We start from the raw sequence: 19,667 nt of genomic DNA, 5'->3' as shown, positions 1-19,667 counted from the left end.
ATGCGCATACTGTTTATCATTGATGGATTACCGGGCGGCGGCGCCGAGAAAGTCGTTTTGACGCTCGCAGAGACTTTTTTACGCCAGGGCGATGAGGTATCACTCTTTTCCCTGCGCGACGTCTGCGAATACCCTCTGCCTGACGGGCTGGATTACCGGGTTATCGCCGATAAATGTCGTAAGCCCTGGCGTAAGCTGACGGAGATTTCACGTCGTGCGCGCCAGCTTGACGATGCGGTCGTTGATGCCGAACGGTCTGGTCGTTTCGACCTTGTGTTATCAAACCTGCATAAAACCGATCGTATTGTGTCGCGCAGTAAAACGCTGCGCTCGCATAACCTCTGGTTCTGTCTGCATGGCGTGTTTTCAACCTCTTATCTTGGCCACCGGACAGGCTTTAACCGCTGGCTGAAACAGCAGAAAATTAAACGCGTTTACCAGGGGCGTAATATCGTTAGCGTCTCCAGCGCCGTCGGGCAGGACCTGGTCGAACAATTCACCATTCAGCCTGCACAACTGAAAACCATCTATAACCCTTTTGATATTGCCGCGATCCGCGCAAGCGCCGAGGCTCCCTTTGAGATGGCCGGGCAGGATTACATTATCCACGTCGGGCGCCTGCATCCCGGAAAACGTCAGGACCGCCTGATTGAAGCCTATGCGCTGAGTCACATCACCGCGCCGTTAGTGATGCTCGGCCAGGGCAAACCAGAGCAAGAAGAGCGTTTGCGCGCCTTGGCTGAAAAGCTGGGTGTGGCGGACCGCGTGCTGTTTAAAGGTTTTCAGAGCAACCCACATTCATGGATGAAGCAGGCACGGATGCTGGTACTCAGCTCCGATAGCGAAGGCCTGGGCAATGTGGTCATAGAAGCGCTGATTCTGGGCACTCCCGTTGCCAGTACCCGTTGTCCGGGCGGCATCCCGGAGATCCTGACGGGCCCGCTGGCGCAAGGGCTTGCAGACCTCAATAGCCCTGCGCTGGCTCAGGCGATGCAAAGCATTTACACTAACCCGCCGATTATTGAGCAGGCTGCGCTGGAAAAATTCAGCGTGGAGACAATCTGTCAGCAATATCGCCAGTTGGGCAAAGAGTAACAGGCACCTTACCGATACCGGATCTTTTATGAGTCAAAACCCTTTACTGAGCATCGTGGTCGCGGTGTATAACGGCGGGAAATTTCTCGCACAGTTTTTTGAATGCATTGAACAACAGCAGCTTGAAAGCTATGAACTGATCCTGGTAAACGATGGTTCGACCGATGACAGCCTGGCCGTTATCGATGCCTGGCGCGACAGAATGCAAAACGTTACGCTAATTCAGCAGGAAAACCAGGGCGTTTCCGTCGCGCGAAATTCCGGCCTTGCCATTGCGAAAGGTAAATACCTGACCTTCCCGGATATTGACGACAAGCTCTACCCTGGGATGTTCCGCACGCTGCTGGACATGGCTGAAAAAGGCAATCTTGATGTTGCCACCTGTAATGGCCGCTATGTTTACGAAAAGAACCGTGAAAGCCACCCTATTTTCCCACCTGAGCGCTTATCTTCCACACCGGTATTGCCGGGCCACGTCTGGCTGAAAACCGCGCTCGACTCGCGCAAATTTCTGCACGTCACCTGGCTGAATATCTATCGCCGGGAATTTATTACCCGGCACAATTTTCATTTCGAACCGGGGCTGCGTCATCAGGATATTCCCTGGACCACGGAAGTGCTGCTGGCTGCAGAACGCGTGCAGTACACCAGTGAATCCTTTTATGACTACTACATTCATTCGGAATCGGTGTCGCACAAGCCGGACAATGACGATACGCTGATGCGCTCAGCGCGCCATTACATGAAAATTCTTGAGATGCTGGACGCCATCAATAAGCGTTACCCGGATAAGGCGCGTAACATCTCCGCCTGTCGCTGGCAAATCGCCAAAGAGGGACTTGGCATTATTCATACGTTCGATGAAATGAAAGATGAAGCGAAAAAACGTATTATCATCAGTGAGTTTTTCGATCGTGGAATCTGGCGGCTGATTTGGACCAATGCCAGCTCATTGCGTTTACGCTGGCGTCTGGGGCGCCGTTATTTTCGGATTAAAAAATACCGCGATGTCGCATAGCGTGTGCCGCGTCCCCGCTATAGCCCTGGCGCAGTATCAATGCGCCAAAGAGATAGCTTTAAGCGGGCTAAATGCTTAGAATTTGCCCGCCGAAACTCAAAAAACGGATAATCGCTTGGAATTGTTGTATACCATCCTGCTCTACTTAATTCAGCCTCTGGTGTGGCTGCGGCTTCTGCTTCGCAGCCGCAAGGCCCCGGCTTACCGTAAACGCTGGGCTGAACGCTATGGTTTTTGCCGTAATAAAGTGAAGCCGGACGGTATTTTGCTGCATTCCGTCTCCGTTGGCGAAACGCTGGCGGCCATTCCGCTGGTACGTGCATTACGCCACCGCTATCCCATGCTGCCCATTACCGTCACCACCATGACACCGACGGGCTCAGAGCGGGTGATGTCTGCCTTTGGCAAAGATGTTCATCATGTCTATCTCCCTTACGATCTGCCCGGCGCGATGGGCCGTTTTCTTGATACGGTCCGCCCAAAGCTGGTGATCGTTATGGAAACCGAACTGTGGCCCAATATGATTGCCGCGCTGAACCGTCGCAAAATTCCGTTGGTGATCGCCAATGCGCGCCTGTCGGACCGTTCGGCCAAAGGCTACGGCAAACTGGGGCGATTTATGCGTCGTCTGCTCAGCAGAATCACCTTAATTGCCGCGCAAACCCAGGAAGATGGCGATCGTTTTCTGCAATTGGGCCTGAAACGGGGCCAGCTTGCCGTTACCGGCAGCCTGAAATTTGATATCTCCGTCACCCCGGAATTAGCCGCCAAAGCCATAACATTGCGGCGTCAGTGGGCACCTCGCCGTAAAGTATGGATTGCTACCAGCACCCACGACGGCGAAGAGGCAATTATCCTGCAGGCACATCGCAAGTTGCTGGAGACGTTCCCTGATTTACTGCTGATCCTGGTGCCGCGTCACCCGGAGCGCTTTCCTGACGCCCGCGAAATGGTGCGCAAAGGCGGCTTTAGTTTCATCATGAGAAGCTCGGGTGAAATTCCTTCCGGCAGTACTCAGGTCGTTATTGGCGATACCATGGGTGAGCTGATGCTGCTTTACGGTATTGCTGATATGGCCTTTGTTGGCGGCAGCCTGGTCGAGCGCGGCGGTCATAACCCGCTGGAGCCGGCGGCACATGCCATTCCTGTGCTGATGGGCCCGCACACCTTCAACTTCAAAGATATCTGCGCGCGTCTGCAAGCCGCTGATGGCCTGATTACCGTCACCGATGCCGACTCGCTGGTCAAAGAGGTCTCGACCTTGCTGACCGACGAAGATTACCGTCTGTGGTGTGGTCGCCACGCCGTTGAAGTCCTGCATCAGAACCAGGGCGCGCTGACGCGTCTGCTGCAACTCCTGCAACCGTATTTGCCTCAGCGGAGCCATTAATGTCTCAACGCCTGTCGGTGGTCATGATCGCCAAAAACGCGGCAGACCTGCTGCCAGATTGCTTAGCGTCAGTCGCATGGGCCGATGAAATTATCCTGCTCGATTCCGGCAGCCAGGATGCAACGTCAGAGGTCGCGCGCGCGGCAGGAGTAAAGGTTTTCACTGATACCAACTGGCAGGGCTATGGTATTCAGCGCCAGAAGGCGCAACGCTTTGCCAGCGGTGACTATGTCCTGATGATTGACACCGATGAACGGGTCACACCGGAACTGGCGCAATCTATTCGCGCGATACTTGATGCCCCACAGCCGGATGCGGTTTACAGCATCGCCCGCCGTAACTTTTTCCTGGGACGTTTTATGCGTCACAGTGGCTGGTACCCTGACCGGGTGATACGGCTCTACCCACGCGAGCGCTACCAGTACAACGCCAGTCTCGTACATGAGTCACTGGACACCCAGGGCGCAAAAGTTATCGAACTGAAAGGCGACCTGCTGCATCTAACCTGCCGTGATTTCGCCAGCTTTCAGCGCAAACAGCTCAATTACGCCACAGCCTGGGCGCAAGAACGTCATCAGAAGGGCAAGAAGGCATCGCTGGCGGGTATTTTCACCCATACGCTGGGGGCATTCCTGAAAACGCTGCTGCTGCGCGGTGGCGTGCTGGATGGCAAACAAGGCTGGCTGCTCGCGGTGGTCAATGCGCAGTATACTTTCAACAAATACACCGAACTGTGGGCGCTAAACCACGGTTACAGCGAGAAAGCCTAAGCGATGAGCACAAAAGCAATTTATCCCGGTACGTTTGATCCCATCACTAACGGGCATATTGATATCGTGACCCGCGCCGCCACCATGTTCGATGAAGTGGTGATGGCGATTGCCGCCAGCCCAAGCAAAAAACCAATGTTTACGCTCGATGAGCGCGTGGCGCTGGCTCAGGAAGCAACCAAACAGATTCCGAACGTCACGGTGATGGGCTTTAGCGATCTGATGGCCAATTTTGCGCGCGCCCAGCAGGCGAACATTCTGATTCGTGGGCTGCGTGCGGTGGCGGATTTTGAATATGAGATGCAACTGGCGCATATGAATCGCCATCTGATGCCTGACCTGGAAAGCGTATTTCTGATGCCATCAAAAGAGTGGTCGTTTATTTCCTCCACCCTTGTAAAAGAGGTGGCGCGCCATGCCGGTGATGTCACTCATTTCCTGCCAGCGAATGTCCACCAGGCGCTGCTGAAAAAGCTGTAGGGCGTTCTTCCCGGAGGCGGCGCTTAACGCGCCTTGTCCGGGCTACCAGTCTGCAACCTATAGCCCGGTTAAGCGCAGCGCGAGCCGGGATAAACGCAACCACCTCACTTTACTTCTGGCACTGGCGGCAATAAAAGGTCGCCCGCTGCGCATGTTTTGACGCGATAATCGGCGTACCACACGCCCGGCACGGCTCTCCTTTACGTCCATAGACCTGCAATTCCTGCGCAAAATATCCGGGCTTACCGTCGCTTTGCAGAAAATCTTTCAGCGTGGTACCGCCCTGCTCAATCGAACGCAGCAGCACGGCTTTAATCACCCGCACCAGCAGCTCACACTCCTCGCGCGACAGTGACGAGGCCAGTCTGTCAGGATGGATCCCGGCGGCAAACAGCGACTCGCTGGCGTAGATATTGCCTACCCCCACCACCAGCTTGTTATCCATCAGCCAGGGTTTGATGGCGATTTTCTTCTTCGCGCATTTCTGTTGCAGGTAATCGACGTTAAACGCCTCGCTTAACGGTTCCGGCCCCAGATGCGCCAGCACATTGTGACCTTCCAGCTCTTTCGTCCACAACCAGGCGCCAAAGCGTCGTGGATCGGTGTAACGCAACACTTTACCATTGCTCATCACCAGATCGACATGGTCGTGTTTTTCCGCCGGGAGGTCTTCGGTGAGGATACGCAGGCTGCCGGACATCCCCAGATGGATGATTATCCAGCCGTCCGATAACTCCAGCAGCAGGTATTTGGCACGGCGCTGCACGCTGAGAACCGGTTTGTCGCTCAGGCTATGAATTTCATCCGAGACAGGCCACCGGAGGCGCCCGTTACGGACGACAGCATGAAGAATTTTGGCGCCGACCAGATGCGGTTCAATACCGCGGCGGCTGGTTTCTACCTCGGGTAACTCTGGCATGTTTATTTCTCCTTATTTCCCCAATGTAATTTGAGTCACAGGAAGGCGGCAAGAAGTGAATCCCGGGCGCTTACCTGAGTAGGGGACCAGGATGAGCGTACACAGCTAACGTATCTGCGGCTCAAACTACGAAGGGCAAAATGCAAAAAACCCCGCCGAAGCGAGGTTTTCGTACAAAGAAAGCGCAAATTATTTAATTTTTGCTTCTTTGTAAAGAACGTGCTGACGGACAACTGGATCGAATTTTTTCAGTTCCAGTTTTTCCGGCTTAGTACGTTTGTTCTTCGTGGTGGTATAGAAGTGACCAGTACCAGCAGAAGAAACCAGCTTGATTTTCTCACGAATACCTTTAGCCATGATTTATTTCCTCTAAGTACTTAGTACTTTTCGCCACGGGCACGCAGTTCAGACAGAACTGTATCGATGCCTTTCTTATCGATTACACGCATACCTTTAGCAGATACGCGCAGGGTGACAAAACGCTTCTCGCTCTCAACCCAGAAACGGTGAGAGTGCAGGTTCGGCAGGAAACGGCGTTTAGTCGCGTTCAGTGCGTGGGAACGGTTGTTACCGGTCACCGGACGCTTGCCAGTAACTTGGCAGACTCGGGACATGTCTATTCTCCAAAAATCAAATTAGCTCGAGCTTCGTATGGGGTATTGGCGCCTCGTCAGGCTTTCACAGCCTGGTCTGACGGTTCTAAGCGAACTCGTGTAGCCAGGCCCAATTGCCAAACCCGAGATTCTCAAAGGTGGCGTAGTATACGCTGAGTCGGCGATGTGCTCAAGTCCCGAACAGACAAAGATCCCGATGGATCGCCCAAAGAGGTCTAAATCCAGCCCCGTTCTGCGAACGAAACGTACTCTCCACGGCCTATCACCAGATGATCGAGCACACGAATATCCATAAACTGACAGCACTTCACCACCCTTTCGGTGATGATTCTATCCGCTTTACTGGGTTCAGCGCTACCCGAAGGATGATTATGCGCAAGGATCACGGCGGCGGCATTCACTTTAATCGCCTCGCGGACAATTTCGCGCGGATGCACTTCCACCTGATTAATGGTGCCGGAAAAAAGACGGCAATGCTTCAACACCCGATTTTGGTTGTCGAGAAAGATCGCCATGAAGATCTCGCGCTCTTCGCCCGTCAACTGGCTTTGCAGAAATTCCCGGGTCAGCTCCGGGCTTAACAATGATGTTTCTTCCAGTAGCCGAACGCTGTAGTAGCGCCGCGCCAGCTCGGCAATGCCTTTTAGTTGCGCGTATTTCGCCACCCCAATGCCATTAACGTTGGCAAAATCTTTATAGTCCGCCGAGAGCAGCCCGTAGAGTGAGCCGAAGTGCTGCAGCAAATCACGGGAAAGCGTCATCACTGATTTCCCCTGTGTGCCAGTGCGTAAAAACAGCGCCAGTAGCTCGACATCCGTCAGCGACTCAATGCCCGCACTCATCATTTTTTCTCTGGGCAATGGGGGTAAATAAACTATATCCATGTCGAATCCTCCCTTTTACGCACCATGCTGCCACAAGCGAAAAGGGCCATCGACACGGGATCGCCACACTTGCGTAATACCTCGCAAAGAGCACGACGGGCAAAAGCACGACAGCACCAGGATTGTGATAAAATGCCCGCCTTCTGGTGAAATCCAACAGGAAAGAGTCATGATGAGTCTGGCGGGTAAAAAAATCGTTCTCGGCATAAGCGGCGGCATCGCGGCTTATAAAGCGCCTGAACTGGTGCGTCGTCTGCGCGATCGCGGCGCCGATGTGCGCGTTGCGATGACCGAAGCAGCGAAAGCCTTTATTACGCCGCTGAGCCTGCAGGCGGTTTCCGGCTACCCGGTTTCCGACAGTCTGCTCGACCCGGCCGCCGAAGCCGCAATGGGCCATATTGAGCTTGGCAAATGGGCCGACCTGGTCATTCTCGCCCCCGCCACCGCCGATTTAATCGCGCGCGTCGCCGCCGGTATGGCTAATGACCTGGTGTCGACGATTTGCCTTGCCACGCCTTCTCCGGTTGCGGTTGTGCCTGCCATGAACCAGCAGATGTATCGCGCCGCCGCCACTCAGCATAATTTAGAGGTGCTGGCCTCGCGCGGCCTGTTATTGTGGGGCCCGGACAGCGGCAGCCAGGCCTGCGGCGACATTGGGCCGGGCCGGATGCTGGATCCGCTAACCATCGTTGATCTCGCCGCCGCATATTTCTCGCCTGTCAACGATCTGCAACATCTGAACATCATGATTACCGCCGGTCCGACCCGCGAGCCGCTGGACCCGGTGCGTTATATTACAAACCACAGCTCCGGCAAGATGGGCTTTGCCATCGCTGCGGCGGCTGCCCGTCGTGGCGCTAACGTGACGCTGGTGTCAGGCCCGGTGTCGTTGGCAACGCCAGCATGGGTCAAACGGATTGACGTGACCACCGCTCTGGAGATGGAGGCCGCGGTACAGGGTCTCGCTCAGCAGCAACACATTTTTATTGGCTGTGCCGCCGTCGCGGATTATCGCGCCGCCGCCATTGCCGACGAAAAAATCAAAAAGCAAGGCGATGAATTAACAATAAAAATGGTCAAAAACCCGGATATCGTCGCCGGTGTCGCCGCATTGACCGAGCATCGCCCCTATGTCGTTGGGTTTGCCGCCGAAACAAATAATGTGGAAGAATATGCCCGGCAAAAACGTGCCCGCAAAAACCTCGACCTGATCTGCGCTAACGACGTTTCGCAATCAAATCAAGGGTTTAATAGCGACAATAACGCTTTGCATCTTTTCTGGCAGGATGGCGATAAACATTTACCGCTAAAGAGCAAGGAACAGTTAGGCCACTTATTACTGGACGAGATCGTTACCCGTTATGATGAAAAAAATCGACGTTAAGATTCTGGACCCGCGTGTAGGCAAGCAATTCCCACTGCCGACCTACGCCACCGCCGGTTCTGCCGGCCTTGATCTGCGTGCCTGTCTCGACGACGCCGTAGAGCTGGCACCGGGCGCGACCACCCTGCTGCCGACCGGCCTGGCGATTCATATTGCCGATCCGTCGCTTGCCGCAGTGATTCTGCCGCGCTCTGGCCTCGGCCATAAGCATGGTATTGTGCTGGGTAACCTGGTGGGACTTATTGACTCTGACTATCAGGGGCAATTGATGGTGTCCGTCTGGAACCGTGGCCAGGACAGCTTTACCATTGAACCCGGTGAGCGCATCGCGCAAATGGTGTTTGTCCCGGTCGTTCAGGCTGAATTTAATCTGGTTGAAGAGTTTGACGCCACAGATCGTGGTGAAGGTGGCTTCGGTCACTCCGGGCGTAAATAAGCAGCCCATTTAACGCATCCTGCGGCGAAATAACGCCATAACATTTCCGCAAACATCGGTTTGCGGCCGCCGCGTGGATGTTCGCCTGATAAGCGCTTATTTCAGGGGTATTTTGCAACATGGCAGAAAAACAAACCGCGAAAAGGAATCGTCGCGAAGAAATACTTCAGTCTCTGGCACTGATGCTTGAATCCAGCGATGGAAGTCAACGCATCACGACGGCAAAACTGGCGGCGTCTGTTGGCGTCTCCGAGGCCGCTTTGTACCGTCATTTCCCTAGCAAGACACGCATGTTCGATAGCCTCATTGAGTTTATCGAAGATAGCCTGATTACCCGTATCAACCTGATCATGAAAGATGAAAAGGACACCACAGCGCGCCTGCGTCTGATTGTGCAACTGATTCTGGGGTTTGGTGAGCGTAATCCAGGGCTGACCCGCATTCTTACCGGTCATGCGCTGATGTTTGAACAGGATCGCTTACAAGGGCGTATCAATCAGCTTTTCGAGCGTATCGAATCCCAGATTCGCCAGGTGCTGCGCGAAAAGAAGATGCGTGAAGGCGAAGGCTACGTCACTGACGAAACGCTGCTGGCAAGTCAGTTGCTGTCGTTTTGTGAGGGGATGTTGTCGCGCTATGTGCGTAGCGAGTTCAAATACAGTCCGACCGATGAGTTTGAAGCACGCTGGCCCTTGCTGGCCGCGCAGTTGCAATAAGCGATAAGTTATCCCGGATGGCGGTTAACCGCCTTATCCGGGCAACTCTTTCGATCTATCCCAGGTACGCCGGGAATACTATTAAATCCCGTACTCTTCCCGATATGCCTTCACCGCGGCCAGATGGTCAGCCATTTCCGGCTTCTCTTCCAGATAAGCAATCAGCTCTTTCAGGGTGATAATTGAAATCACTTTGCAGCCGTAGTCGCGCTCCACTTCCTGGATCGCGGAAATATCCGCGCGTCCACGCTCCTGACGATCAAGGGAGATCAGCACGCCTGCCAGCGTCGCGCCGTTCGCCTGGATTATCTCCATGGATTCGCGAATTGCCGTACCGGCAGTGATCACATCATCCACCAGCATGACGCGGCCCTGCAATGCGCTGCCGACCAGCGTGCCGCCTTCACCGTGATCTTTGGCCTCTTTGCGGTTAAAGCAATACGGCACGTCACGCTCGTGGTGCTCAGCCAGCGCGACTGCTGTGGTGGTCGCGATAGGGATACCTTTGTAGGCCGGGCCAAACAACAGGTCGAAATCAATTTTCGAATCCACCAGCGCGGCGGCGTAAAAACGGCCCAGCAACGCCAGGTCGCGCCCGGTATTAAACAGGCCGGCGTTAAAGAAATAGGGGCTCTTACGCCCGGATTTCAGGGTGAACTCGCCAAACTTGAGTACCTGTTTGTTAAGCGCAAACTCAATAAACTCACGCTGATACTGTTTCATGGATTCGCTCCTCATCTAAGAATCTATCCCATCAGGCTATCTTACTTGCCAGTTTTAACCCGGGCAGTGCTCGAATCCTCATGTACGTCGTGTACGTTCCGGATTTTCCGCGCTGTCCGCGTTCAAACGGTCTTCGCCGATTACGCTGGCTGGGAAAGGATTTCACTTTTCTATGGACAAAAAAAAGGCGACTTCTCAGTCGCCTTAAAAACTAGTTTGCCAACACCGCTTTCTGCGTCGCAATAATCGATTCGATTCCCCCTCGGGCCAACGCCAGCAAGGTCAGGAGTTCTTCGTGGGTGAACGGTTCGCCCTCGGCGGTGCCCTGAACTTCAATGATGCGCCCATCTTCGGTCATCACTACGTTCATATCGGTTTCCGCTGCGGAGTCTTCCACGTATTCCAGATCACAAACCGCTTCGCCATTGACGATGCCGACTGAAACCGCCGCCACCAGCCCTTTCATCGGGTTCGCTTTCAGTTTGCCTGCGCTTACCAACGCGTTCAGCGCATCGGCCAGCGCAACGCATGCTCCGGTGATGGAGGCAGTACGGGTACCGCCATCGGCCTGAATCACGTCGCAGTCCAGGGTGATGGTGTATTCACCCAGCGCCGTTAAGTCTACCGCCGCACGCAGCGCACGGGCGATAAGACGCTGAATTTCCATGGTCCGCCCGCCCTGTTTGCCCTTCGCCGCTTCGCGCGCGTTACGGGTGTGGGTGGAACGCGGCAGCATGCCATATTCGGCGGTGATCCAGCCCTGGCCCTGGCCTTTGAGGAAACGCGGCACACCCTCTTCAAGGGTGGCGGTGCACAGCACTTTGGTATCACCAAATTCAACCAGCACGGAGCCTTCTGCGTGTTTTGTGTAATTACGGGTCAGGGTGACGGGACGCACCTCGGTGGTGCTACGGCCTGATGGACGCATGATGATTTCTCCGGCTGTTACGAATGTGGCTGCGCATTATACTGGCTTACCAAGGTTATTCCTATCCTGATAAGCCCATGAAAGCTATAATCCCCGCATCTCTCCTTAAAAAACGGGAACGTCTATGATCCGCAGTATGACCGCCTACGCCCGGCGTGAAATCAAGGGTAGCTGGGGCTCTGCCTCATGGGAACTGCGCTCGGTAAACCAGCGTTATCTTGAAACTTACTTCCGTCTGCCGGAACAATTTCGTAGCCTGGAACCTGTGGTTCGCGAGCGCATCCGTACGCGTCTGACTCGCGGGAAAATCGAATGTAATCTGCGTTTTGAACCTGACGCCAGCGCCCAAAGCGAACTGATTCTCAACGAGAAACTGGCAAAACAGCTGGTGAACGCCGCCAACTGGGTCAAAATGCAGAGCGATGAAGGCGAAATCAACCCGGTGGATATTCTGCGTTGGCCGGGCGTTATGGCCGCTCAGGAACAGGATCTGGACGCGATTGCCGCTGAAATTCTGTCTGCCCTTGATGGCGCGCTGGACGATTTTATCGTCGCCCGCGAGACCGAAGGCCAGGCGCTGAAAGCCTTAATTGAGCAGCGTCTGGAAGGCGTCAGCACTGAAGTGAAAAACGTGCGTGCACAGATGCCGGAAATCCTGCAATGGCAGCGCGACCGCCTGGTAGCAAAACTGGAAGAAGCGCAGGTCCAGTTGGAAAATAACCGACTGGAACAAGAGCTGGTGCTGATGGCACAGCGTATCGACGTTGCCGAAGAGCTTGACCGTCTGGAAGCGCACGTTAAAGAAACCTACAACATCCTCAAGAAGAAAGAGGCTGTGGGCCGCCGTCTCGACTTTATGATGCAGGAGTTCAACCGTGAGTCGAACACCCTGGCGTCTAAATCTATCAATGCCGATGTCACCAATTCAGCCATTGAGCTGAAAGTGTTGATTGAGCAGATGCGCGAGCAGATTCAGAACATCGAATAATCCTGCGCCCGCGCCCTGAAAGCCCGCAACGCTGCGGGCTTTTTTATTTTCTGCTCTCCGCTCCCGGCCATCGCTTTACAGGTTCGTACCGCCCCCGGTATTGTGACTTTCAGGTTTCCACCTGTCCGGACTTTTTATGTCTTCACCCTCGCGACCGCTTCATGTTCGTACGCTAACGGCCATACTGATGCTCTGTGCCGCAGGGGCACAGGCAGGAGATACGCGCACCGTCACCCAACCCGTCACACCGCCGCCTTGTCAGATCCTTTATGCCAGCGGAACAGACGATGCAACGCAGGCAATCCAGACGGCGCTCAATACCTGCGCTCGCGGAAAAACAGTGCATCTGGCCGCAGCAGAAAACACGGATACCTTCTACAGTGGCCCACTCAGCCTGCCATCGGGGGTTAGCCTTGCGATTGATAAAGGAGCAACGCTGAGTGCTGTTGCCGACCCGACCCGCTTCGACACAGGCAAACAGACCTGCGGCACGCTGGATGATTCAGGGAAGGGCTGTAAACCGTTTATCTGGATTAAGGACGCGGTTGGCAGCGGGATTTATGGACAGGGGACAATTGATGGCCAGGGTGGCACGGTCATGGCCGGGCGAAACCAGACATGGTGGCAACTGGCAAAAGAGGCGCAAAAAAGCGACAGCAAGCAGAATGCGCCTCGCTTAATCCAGATTAATAGCTCCTCAGATATCACGCTGTATCAGATAACCCTCAAAAACGCGCCGAATTTCCACGTAGTGGGCAACCGCAGCAACGGGCTGACCCTGTGGGGGATCACTATCGACACCCCCGCTTTCGCACGTAATACGGATGGTTTTGATCCTATGGGCTCGACAAACGTGACGCTCACCCACAGCGTGATCGACACCGGGGACGATAATGTCGCCATTAAAGCCGGGAATGCCAGCGCATCCCATATCTCCATTGTGGATAACCGCTTTGGCTCCGGGCACGGCATGTCCATTGGTAGCGAGGTCAATAAAGGTGTGAGTGATGTGGACGTCAACCAGCTCACCCTGAACAGCACAACTAACGGGCTGCGCATTAAAAGCGACCGTTCGCGCGGTGGTCTGGTCACCGGAGTCACCTATCGCAATATCTGCATGGAAAACGTGAAAAACCCGATTGTTCTGGACACGCGCTACGAACCTAAAGAAGGGCATCTGCTCCCCATCTTTCGCGATATCACGTTTGATCATGTGAAAGTGCTTACGGCAGGTATGCTGACATTTCAGGGAGACAGCGACAGCAATCCGATTGTAACCACCCTGAAAAATGTGACGCTTGCCAGGGGTTCGGAAATGCACAAAAAATACGCCATTATCCAGGGCACAATCGCGCCAGGCCCCACGGGATCATGCCCTTGAGATAAATACGTGGGAACATCGCAAAGCGAAATATGGCCGTCATAGCGAAAGACCTCATCGCTGCTGCAAAAGTGACGGCGCTAAAAGCCAGCAATTCCGTGCTCACCCAGCCAGGCCACCAGCGTCTTGACCACCGGCTCCTGAATAAAAGTCATGATGTGGCGGGCTTTCCGGGCACCGATGCCCGGCAGGCGCTGCCACGCCTGGTCGCCTCGGTCCTGCATCTGCTGCCAGTGGGTATCCCCGGCGGCCCGAATTGCCGACGTCGTTAACGGCAGACCAAGGGCATAAACCCAGCGCACAAAGGGCCGCTCCCGGGCAAGTTCGAAGCGATGCCAAAGCTGCCGTCCGCGAGCAGGTGTTATCCCGGCTGTTTCCTGTAGCTGCGTTTCGGTTAACGCCAGCCAGGAAAAGAGATGTTCAAACCGATGCGCCTGATGCAATACACGCCAACCCGCCTCCCCCAGCCCCTCAATATCCAGCGCCTGCTTTGAACTCAGCCACGTCAGCCGGGCCAGAAATTGCTCCTGACATTCTGGCGAGGCATAAAAACAGGTGAGCGGCGTGAAAACCGGGGCAGGCGGCTGCGGTTTAACGCGAACTTGCCCGCGCCAGACCACATCATCAATGCGTGGGATCCCTTGCCCTGCCAGGCTTACCACTACCCGATCGCCAGGCGCAATATCCAGTTCCTGCCAACGCCGCACGGAACCAACATTGACCCGCTGCACACGTTTATCGTCCAGTTGTACCGGCTCCAGATGAGCAACGACGGCAATTTTCCCGGTACGCCCGACGGTAAAGCGGATATTTTTCACCTCGGCGACCTGTTCGACTGGCGGATATTTCCATGCCGCGACCCAGACACCCTGCCCCGGGAGCCACTGTTTTCCTTGCGGCTCTTGAGCACTTCGTACCACCACGCCATCTGTCACAAAGGGCAGCGCGGTAGTGAACCAGCGCTCGCGAAGGACCGCAACCTCATTGATATTGCTGACGGGCACACTGTAGCGTTCCACCCAGTCAAACCCTGCCTGCGTTAATAATTGCAGGCGATGCGCTAACGCTTGCGGCCCGTCCGGCCAGCTCCAGACAAAGACGGCAATGTCGCTTAACACATCCGACCCGCCTCGTCTCATCATGGCGCCCGCCACTTTGGCCCGGGCGTTCATGCCACCCATCTGTTTTTGAATATGACCATCGCGCTTTAAAAACAGCTCGCCTTGTAAGACGCTGTTTGCCAGTGCGCCGGTAACAGTTTGCGGCAGTGCGGGAATACGGCGGGCATTCTCCGTCCAGTCTTCGCCTGCCAGTCCATTCCCCCGGCTGATGACCCGCTCCAGTTTGCCGTGGCGATAGACCAGTGTGACCGCCACGCCGTCCACTTTCGGCTGTGCCCAAAGCGCTGCTTTACCCGCCATCCATTTACGCAGCGCGTCTTTATTACGCAGTTTATCAACCCCCGTATGGGCAATCGGGTGCCTTACCGTACCGCCCGCTACGGCTGGCGCATCACGGACCATCTCCTGCCCAAAACAGCGCCGCCAGTTCGCAAGCTGGGCATTGAGATTGTCGTAAACATCGTCGCTCACGGCGCTCGCGCCCTGCAACCAGTAATCCTCATTCCACTGCGCAATCTGTTTTTCCAGTTGTGCAATCTCTTGTTCTGCTCGCGCTGGCGCCCACACCGGGCAGGCCGCGTTACTGCATACGCTCCAGACCACCGCGCCGATCATCATAAATATCCTTATCCACATTTCGCCGTCTCCTTAGCTGAATGCAGCGGGTATATCGCGACGGAAATAGGTTTTCGAGACAGTAAAACAGAGTTTGCGAGGTGGGTTCCGGCGTTTTTCACCGTTTGCAGAAAAAGGGTGGCAAATCAGGGAAAAGGCGCGCAAAACACCATTATCCACAGTAAAAAGTGTGACGAGGGCTACGTCACGTTGCGCCGTTGTGTATAATAGGCACGTATGTAAGTTTCCTTTCGCAATTCACATACAAAAGACTCTCATGGCTCAAGGCACGCTTTATATTGTTTCCGCCCCCAGTGGCGCGGGTAAATCAAGCCTCATTCAGGCTTTATTAAAAACCCAACCGTTGTATGACACCCAGGTTTCTGTTTCACACACCACGCGCGCGCCGCGTCCGGGTGAAGTGCACGGTGAACACTATTTCTTCGTTAATCATGCCGAATTTAAAGCGATGATTGATGATGACGCCTTCCTTGAACACGCCGAGGTATTTGGCAATTATTACGGCACATCGCGCGCTACGATTGAGCAAGTTCTTAAAACCGGCGTAGATGTATTCCTGGATATTGACTGGCAGGGCGCGCAGCAAATCCGCATGAGAATGCCGCAGGCGCGCAGCATCTTTATTTTGCCGCCGTCGAAAATCGAGCTGGACAGACGTCTGCGTGGTCGCGGTCAGGACAGCGAAGATGTTATCGCAAAGCGCATGGCGCAAGCAGTTGCGGAAATGAGCCATTACGCAGAGTATGATTACCTTATTGTGAACGATGATTTCGATACCGCCCTGGGCGACCTCAAAACCATCATTCGCGCCGAACGTCTGCGTATGGGCCGCCAGATGCAGCGACATGACGCTTTAATCAGCAAACTGTTGGCAGACTGAACTCACATTCAGTATCATGCCCAGTCCATCACCATCTGTGGAGCATTTTAAATATGGCACGCGTAACTGTTCAGGACGCTGTAGAGAAAATTGGTAACCGTTTTGACCTGGTACTGGTCGCCGCGCGTCGCGCTCGTCAGATGCAGGTAGGCGGAAAGGATCCGCTGGTACCGGAAGAAAACGATAAAACCACCGTTATCGCGCTGCGCGAAATCGAAGAAGGTCTGATCAACAACCAGATCCTCGACGTACGTGAGCGCCAGGAACAGCAAGAGCAGGAAGCCGCTGAATTACAAGCCGTTACCGCTATTGCTGAAGGTCGTCGTTAATCAATAAGCGGGTCGCCCTTGTATCTGTTTGAAAGTCTGAATCAACTGATTCAAAACTACCTGCCGGAAGACCAGATCAAGCGTCTTCGGCAGGCGTATCTCGTTGCACGTGACGCTCACGAGGGCCAGACACGTTCAAGTGGTGAACCCTATATCACGCACCCGGTTGCCGTAGCCTGTATCCTGGCCGAGATGAAACTCGACTACGAAACGCTGATGGCCGCGCTGCTGCATGACGTGATTGAAGACACCCCCGCAACCTACCAGGACATGGAACAGCTATTTGGCAAAAGCGTTGCCGAACTGGTAGAAGGGGTGTCAAAGCTTGATAAGCTCAAGTTCCGCGATAAGAAAGAGGCGCAGGCCGAAAACTTTCGCAAGATGATTATGGCAATGGTGCAGGATATCCGCGTCATTCTCATCAAACTCGCCGACCGTACCCACAACATGCGCACGCTGGGCTCTCTTCGCCCGGATAAACGTCGCCGCATCGCCCGTGAAACTCTCGAAATTTACAGCCCGCTGGCGCACCGTTTAGGTATTCATCACATCAAAACCGAGCTTGAAGAGCTGGGCTTTGAAGCGTTGTATCCGAACCGTTATCGCGTCATTAAAGAAGTGGTAAAAGCTGCGCGCGGTAACCGTAAAGAGATGATTCAGAAGATCCTTTCTGAAATTGAAGGGCGTCTGCAGGAAGCGGGAATTCCGTGTCGCGTCAGCGGTCGCGAAAAACACCTGTACTCCATCTACTGCAAGATGGTGCTCAAAGAGCAGCGTTTTCACTCGATTATGGATATCTACGCCTTCCGCGTTATCGTCCATGATTCCGACACCTGCTATCGCGTGCTGGGCCAGATGCACAGCCTCTACAAACCGCGTCCGGGTCGCGTTAAAGACTATATCGCCATTCCAAAAGCGAACGGCTATCAGTCTCTGCACACCTCGATGATCGGTCCTCACGGCGTCCCGGTTGAAGTGCAAATTCGCACCGAAGACATGGACCAGATGGCGGAAATGGGGGTCGCGGCGCACTGGGCCTATAAAGAGCACGGCGAAACCAGCACCACCGCGCAAATCCGCGCCCAGCGCTGGATGCAAAGCCTGCTCGAGCTGCAACAGAGCGCAGGCAGCTCGTTTGAATTTATTGAGAGCGTTAAATCTGATCTCTTCCCGGATGAGATTTATGTTTTCACCCCGGAAGGCCGCATTGTGGAACTGCCAGCAGGCGCGACCCCGGTCGACTTCGCCTATGCGGTTCACACCGACATCGGCCATGCCTGTGTGGGCGCACGTGTCGACAGGCAGCCGTATCCTCTGTCGCAGTCGCTTTCGAGCGGGCAAACCGTAGAAATCATTACCGCGCCGGGCGCTCGTCCGAACGCGGCATGGCTTAACTTTGTCGTGAGCTCAAAAGCGCGCGCCAAAATTCGCCAGTTGCTGAAAAACCTCAAGCGTGATGATTCGGTGAGCCTTGGCCGCCGTCTGCTCAACCACGCACTGGGTGGAAGCCGTAAGCTGGCGGAAATTCCGCAAGAACATATTCAGCGCGAACTGGACCGCATGAAGCTCGCCTCGCTTGACGATCTGCTGGCGGAAATCGGCCTCGGCAACGCCATGAGCGTGGTAGTGGCGAAGAACCTGCAGCAGGGCGAAGCGACGGCGACAGCGCAAAGCACCGGTACCACCACGAGTGTCAGTGCAAGTGGCGGACATTTGCCGATCAAAGGTGCGGATGGTGTGCTGATCACCTTCGCGAAGTGCTGTCGTCCGATTCCCGGCGACCCGATTGTAGCGCATGTTAGCCCCGGCAAGGGGCTGGTCATCCACCATGAATCTTGCCGTAACATCCGTGGCTACCAGAAAGAGCCAGAGAAGTTTATGGCCGTTGAGTGGGACAAGGACACCGCGCAGGAATTTATCACCGAAATCAAGGTGGATATGTTCAACCATCAGGGCGCACTGGCGAATCTGACCGCGGCAATCAACACCGCGTCTTCCAATATTCAAAGCCTGAATACGGAAGAAAAAGACGGCCGCGTTTACAGTGCCTTTATCCGTCTGACGTCTCGCGATCGTGTCCATCTGGCGAACATCATGCGCAAAATCCGCGTCATGCCGGATGTGATTAAAGTCACTCGTAACCGAAACTAGTATGTCCTACACCAAAGCATTCGAATTGCATCGAGGCAGCAAGCGAATGAAACCCCAGGCGCGAACAGAAGTACGTAACTGGGGCGAGAGAGTGCAGCTAACGCTGAGGCAATTTGAAGGATGAAGTGTATATGAATGCACAACGTTATGCGCGAATCCGCGAGATGCTAGCCAGACGTCAACCGGACCTGACCGTCTGCATGGAGCAGGTCCACAAACCGCATAACGTTTCTGCCATTATCCGCACCGCAGACGCCGTTGGCGTACATGAAGTTCACGCCGTCTGGCCGAGTCGTCGCATGCATACCATGTTGTCATCCGCTGCGGGCAGCAACAGTTGGGTGGAAGTGAAAACGCACCCGACCATCGGTGATGCCGTTTCCCAACTGAAAGCAGCGGGCATGCAGATCCTGGCGACACACCTCTCAGACAAAGCCGTAGATTTTCGCGAGATCGACTACACCCGTCCCACCTGTATTTTGATGGGGCAGGAGAAAACCGGGATCAGCCAGGAAGCATTAGATCTGGCGGATCAGGACATTATCATCCCGATGATCGGTATGGTGCAGTCGCTGAACGTCTCCGTCGCCTCGGCGCTTATCCTCTACGAAGCCCAGCGCCAACGGCAAAATGCTGGCATGTACCTGCGCGAAAACAGCATGCTGCCGGATGAAGAACAACAGCGTCGGCTGTTTGAAGGTGGTTACCCGGTACTGGCGCGCGTGGCAAAACGCAAAGGTCTGCCTTATCCCCGCGTCAACGAGCATGGCGAAGTGGACGCCGACGACGCCTGGTGGGCCACCATGCAGGCTGCGAGATAACGC

21 protein-coding genes are annotated in these 19,667 nt (G+C 54.8%); 14 read left to right on the top strand and 7 right to left on the bottom strand.

Annotation, left to right across the window (positions count from 1 at the left end):
- The 5 genes from ABIB59_RS18260 (at nucleotide 1) to coaD (ending at nucleotide 4,753) form a co-directional block, all read left to right on the top strand.
- Complete coding sequence (locus ABIB59_RS18260; RefSeq protein ID WP_354036647.1) at nucleotides 1–1,095, top strand: glycosyltransferase; 1,095 nt, start codon at nucleotides 1–3, stop codon at nucleotides 1,093–1,095.
- Between the two features lie 28 nt (nucleotides 1,096–1,123).
- Nucleotides 1,124–2,113: a glycosyltransferase gene (locus ABIB59_RS18255; protein WP_079496895.1), complete on the top strand. Its 990-nt coding sequence runs from the start codon at nucleotides 1,124–1,126 to the stop codon at nucleotides 2,111–2,113.
- A 115-nt stretch (nucleotides 2,114–2,228) separates the two neighbouring features.
- Nucleotides 2,229–3,503: a lipid IV(A) 3-deoxy-D-manno-octulosonic acid transferase gene (waaA, locus tag ABIB59_RS18250; protein ID WP_335254511.1), complete on the top strand. Its 1,275-nt coding sequence runs from the start codon at nucleotides 2,229–2,231 to the stop codon at nucleotides 3,501–3,503.
- The gene (locus tag ABIB59_RS18245) at nucleotides 3,503–4,273 is read left to right on the top strand and encodes a glycosyltransferase family 2 protein (RefSeq protein WP_354036493.1); all 771 of its coding nucleotides are present in this window, start codon (nucleotides 3,503–3,505) and stop codon (nucleotides 4,271–4,273) included. Before waaA ends, ABIB59_RS18245 begins: the two co-directional genes overlap by 1 nt.
- A gap of 3 nt (nucleotides 4,274–4,276) precedes the next feature.
- A complete protein-coding gene (gene coaD, locus ABIB59_RS18240) occupies nucleotides 4,277–4,753 on the top strand; it encodes a pantetheine-phosphate adenylyltransferase (protein ID WP_071195076.1) in 477 nt (158 codons plus the stop codon).
- Between the two features lie 109 nt (nucleotides 4,754–4,862).
- On the opposite strand, the gene mutM is transcribed toward coaD, so the two are convergent.
- The 4 genes from mutM to radC all read right to left on the bottom strand — a co-directional run bounded on the left by mutM (nucleotide 4,863) and on the right by radC (nucleotide 7,170).
- On the bottom strand, nucleotides 4,863–5,672 hold the full coding sequence (gene mutM / locus ABIB59_RS18235) for a bifunctional DNA-formamidopyrimidine glycosylase/DNA-(apurinic or apyrimidinic site) lyase (protein ID WP_354036491.1): 810 nt from the start codon (nucleotides 5,670–5,672) through the stop codon (nucleotides 4,863–4,865).
- A gap of 189 nt (nucleotides 5,673–5,861) precedes the next feature.
- Nucleotides 5,862–6,029, bottom strand: a complete 168-nt coding sequence (gene rpmG / locus ABIB59_RS18230; RefSeq protein ID WP_003024094.1) for a 50S ribosomal protein L33 — start codon at nucleotides 6,027–6,029, stop codon at nucleotides 5,862–5,864.
- 20 nt (nucleotides 6,030–6,049) lie between these two features.
- The gene (gene rpmB, locus ABIB59_RS18225; protein ID WP_002436699.1) at nucleotides 6,050–6,286 is read right to left on the bottom strand and encodes a 50S ribosomal protein L28; all 237 of its coding nucleotides are present in this window, start codon (nucleotides 6,284–6,286) and stop codon (nucleotides 6,050–6,052) included.
- Between the two features lie 215 nt (nucleotides 6,287–6,501).
- A complete protein-coding gene (gene radC, locus ABIB59_RS18220) occupies nucleotides 6,502–7,170 on the bottom strand; it encodes a RadC family protein (protein WP_039080115.1) in 669 nt (222 codons plus the stop codon).
- A 172-nt stretch (nucleotides 7,171–7,342) separates the two neighbouring features.
- On the opposite strand from radC, the gene coaBC reads away from it, so the two are divergent.
- The 3 genes from coaBC (at nucleotide 7,343) to slmA (ending at nucleotide 9,706) form a co-directional block, all read left to right on the top strand.
- On the top strand, nucleotides 7,343–8,554 hold the full coding sequence (gene coaBC, locus ABIB59_RS18215) for a bifunctional phosphopantothenoylcysteine decarboxylase/phosphopantothenate--cysteine ligase CoaBC (RefSeq protein ID WP_354036645.1): 1,212 nt from the start codon (nucleotides 7,343–7,345) through the stop codon (nucleotides 8,552–8,554).
- Nucleotides 8,532–8,990, top strand: coding sequence for a dUTP diphosphatase (gene dut / locus ABIB59_RS18210; RefSeq protein WP_039080113.1), 459 nt, complete (start codon nucleotides 8,532–8,534; stop codon nucleotides 8,988–8,990). The genes coaBC and dut overlap by 23 nt, the downstream gene beginning before the upstream one ends.
- A gap of 119 nt (nucleotides 8,991–9,109) precedes the next feature.
- Nucleotides 9,110–9,706: a nucleoid occlusion factor SlmA gene (slmA, locus tag ABIB59_RS18205; protein WP_039080112.1), complete on the top strand. Its 597-nt coding sequence runs from the start codon at nucleotides 9,110–9,112 to the stop codon at nucleotides 9,704–9,706.
- 81 nt (nucleotides 9,707–9,787) lie between these two features.
- Here the strand turns inward: slmA and pyrE are convergent, their stop codons facing one another.
- Both pyrE and rph read right to left on the bottom strand, forming a co-directional pair.
- A complete protein-coding gene (pyrE, locus tag ABIB59_RS18200) occupies nucleotides 9,788–10,429 on the bottom strand; it encodes an orotate phosphoribosyltransferase (protein ID WP_039080111.1) in 642 nt (213 codons plus the stop codon).
- 211 nt (nucleotides 10,430–10,640) lie between these two features.
- Complete coding sequence (gene rph, locus ABIB59_RS18195) at nucleotides 10,641–11,357, bottom strand: ribonuclease PH (protein ID WP_354036483.1); 717 nt, start codon at nucleotides 11,355–11,357, stop codon at nucleotides 10,641–10,643.
- A gap of 124 nt (nucleotides 11,358–11,481) precedes the next feature.
- On the opposite strand from rph, the gene ABIB59_RS18190 reads away from it, so the two are divergent.
- On the top strand, nucleotides 11,482–12,345 hold the full coding sequence (locus ABIB59_RS18190; protein WP_039080109.1) for a YicC/YloC family endoribonuclease: 864 nt from the start codon (nucleotides 11,482–11,484) through the stop codon (nucleotides 12,343–12,345).
- A gap of 136 nt (nucleotides 12,346–12,481) precedes the next feature.
- Nucleotides 12,482–13,726, top strand: a complete 1,245-nt coding sequence (locus tag ABIB59_RS18185) for a glycoside hydrolase family 28 protein (protein ID WP_354036481.1) — start codon at nucleotides 12,482–12,484, stop codon at nucleotides 13,724–13,726.
- Nucleotides 13,727–13,806: 80 nt separating this feature from the next.
- Here the strand turns inward: ABIB59_RS18185 and ligB are convergent, their stop codons facing one another.
- Entirely contained in the window at nucleotides 13,807–15,483 is a 1,677-nt protein-coding gene (gene ligB, locus ABIB59_RS18180; protein WP_071195080.1) for an NAD-dependent DNA ligase LigB, read from the bottom strand.
- Nucleotides 15,484–15,739: 256 nt separating this feature from the next.
- Here ligB and gmk point away from each other — a divergent pair, with 256 nt between their 5' ends.
- The 4 genes from gmk (at nucleotide 15,740) to trmH (ending at nucleotide 19,664) form a co-directional block, all read left to right on the top strand.
- On the top strand, nucleotides 15,740–16,363 hold the full coding sequence (gene gmk / locus ABIB59_RS18175; protein ID WP_039080107.1) for a guanylate kinase: 624 nt from the start codon (nucleotides 15,740–15,742) through the stop codon (nucleotides 16,361–16,363).
- Between the two features lie 53 nt (nucleotides 16,364–16,416).
- The gene (gene rpoZ, locus ABIB59_RS18170) at nucleotides 16,417–16,692 is read left to right on the top strand and encodes a DNA-directed RNA polymerase subunit omega (protein ID WP_000135058.1); all 276 of its coding nucleotides are present in this window, start codon (nucleotides 16,417–16,419) and stop codon (nucleotides 16,690–16,692) included.
- An 18-nt stretch (nucleotides 16,693–16,710) separates the two neighbouring features.
- On the top strand, nucleotides 16,711–18,843 hold the full coding sequence (spoT, locus tag ABIB59_RS18165) for a bifunctional GTP diphosphokinase/guanosine-3',5'-bis pyrophosphate 3'-pyrophosphohydrolase (protein ID WP_071195081.1): 2,133 nt from the start codon (nucleotides 16,711–16,713) through the stop codon (nucleotides 18,841–18,843).
- A gap of 131 nt (nucleotides 18,844–18,974) precedes the next feature.
- Nucleotides 18,975–19,664 carry a tRNA (guanosine(18)-2'-O)-methyltransferase TrmH gene (gene trmH, locus ABIB59_RS18160; protein ID WP_039080105.1) on the top strand — a complete coding sequence of 230 codons (690 nt, stop codon included), beginning with the start codon at nucleotides 18,975–18,977 and terminating at the stop codon, nucleotides 19,662–19,664.
- Nucleotides 19,665–19,667: the final 3 nt, after the last annotated feature.

The organism is Citrobacter sp. UYEF32 (assembly GCF_040546205.1).
GTDB lineage: Bacteria > Pseudomonadota > Gammaproteobacteria > Enterobacterales > Enterobacteriaceae > Phytobacter > Phytobacter diazotrophicus.
Note: the sequence above shows the minus strand (reverse complement) of the source record. Positions and strands in the feature narration are given on the sequence as shown.

Excerpts from the sequence above, each read along its gene's own strand:
- ABIB59_RS18260 (WP_354036647.1), top strand. The coding sequence starts at position 1 with ATGCGCATACTGTTTATCATTGATGGATTACCGGGCGGCGGCGCCGAG.
- ABIB59_RS18255 (WP_079496895.1), top strand. The coding sequence starts at position 1,124 with ATGAGTCAAAACCCTTTACTGAGCATCGTGGTCGCGGTGTATAACGGC.
- ABIB59_RS18245 (WP_354036493.1), top strand. The coding sequence starts at position 3,503 with ATGTCTCAACGCCTGTCGGTGGTCATGATCGCCAAAAACGCGGCAGAC.
- coaD (WP_071195076.1), top strand. The coding sequence starts at position 4,277 with ATGAGCACAAAAGCAATTTATCCCGGTACGTTTGATCCCATCACTAAC.
- mutM (WP_354036491.1), bottom strand. The coding sequence starts at position 5,672 with ATGCCAGAGTTACCCGAGGTAGAAACCAGCCGCCGCGGTATTGAACCG.
- rpmG (WP_003024094.1), bottom strand. The coding sequence starts at position 6,029 with ATGGCTAAAGGTATTCGTGAGAAAATCAAGCTGGTTTCTTCTGCTGGT.
- rpmB (WP_002436699.1), bottom strand. The coding sequence starts at position 6,286 with ATGTCCCGAGTCTGCCAAGTTACTGGCAAGCGTCCGGTGACCGGTAAC.
- radC (WP_039080115.1), bottom strand. The coding sequence starts at position 7,170 with ATGGATATAGTTTATTTACCCCCATTGCCCAGAGAAAAAATGATGAGT.
- coaBC (WP_354036645.1), top strand. The coding sequence starts at position 7,343 with ATGAGTCTGGCGGGTAAAAAAATCGTTCTCGGCATAAGCGGCGGCATC.
- dut (WP_039080113.1), top strand. The coding sequence starts at position 8,532 with ATGATGAAAAAAATCGACGTTAAGATTCTGGACCCGCGTGTAGGCAAG.
- slmA (WP_039080112.1), top strand. The coding sequence starts at position 9,110 with ATGGCAGAAAAACAAACCGCGAAAAGGAATCGTCGCGAAGAAATACTT.
- pyrE (WP_039080111.1), bottom strand. The coding sequence starts at position 10,429 with ATGAAACAGTATCAGCGTGAGTTTATTGAGTTTGCGCTTAACAAACAG.
- rph (WP_354036483.1), bottom strand. The coding sequence starts at position 11,357 with ATGCGTCCATCAGGCCGTAGCACCACCGAGGTGCGTCCCGTCACCCTG.
- ABIB59_RS18190 (WP_039080109.1), top strand. The coding sequence starts at position 11,482 with ATGATCCGCAGTATGACCGCCTACGCCCGGCGTGAAATCAAGGGTAGC.
- ABIB59_RS18185 (WP_354036481.1), top strand. The coding sequence starts at position 12,482 with ATGTCTTCACCCTCGCGACCGCTTCATGTTCGTACGCTAACGGCCATA.
- ligB (WP_071195080.1), bottom strand. The coding sequence starts at position 15,483 with ATGTGGATAAGGATATTTATGATGATCGGCGCGGTGGTCTGGAGCGTA.
- gmk (WP_039080107.1), top strand. The coding sequence starts at position 15,740 with ATGGCTCAAGGCACGCTTTATATTGTTTCCGCCCCCAGTGGCGCGGGT.
- rpoZ (WP_000135058.1), top strand. The coding sequence starts at position 16,417 with ATGGCACGCGTAACTGTTCAGGACGCTGTAGAGAAAATTGGTAACCGT.
- trmH (WP_039080105.1), top strand. The coding sequence starts at position 18,975 with ATGAATGCACAACGTTATGCGCGAATCCGCGAGATGCTAGCCAGACGT.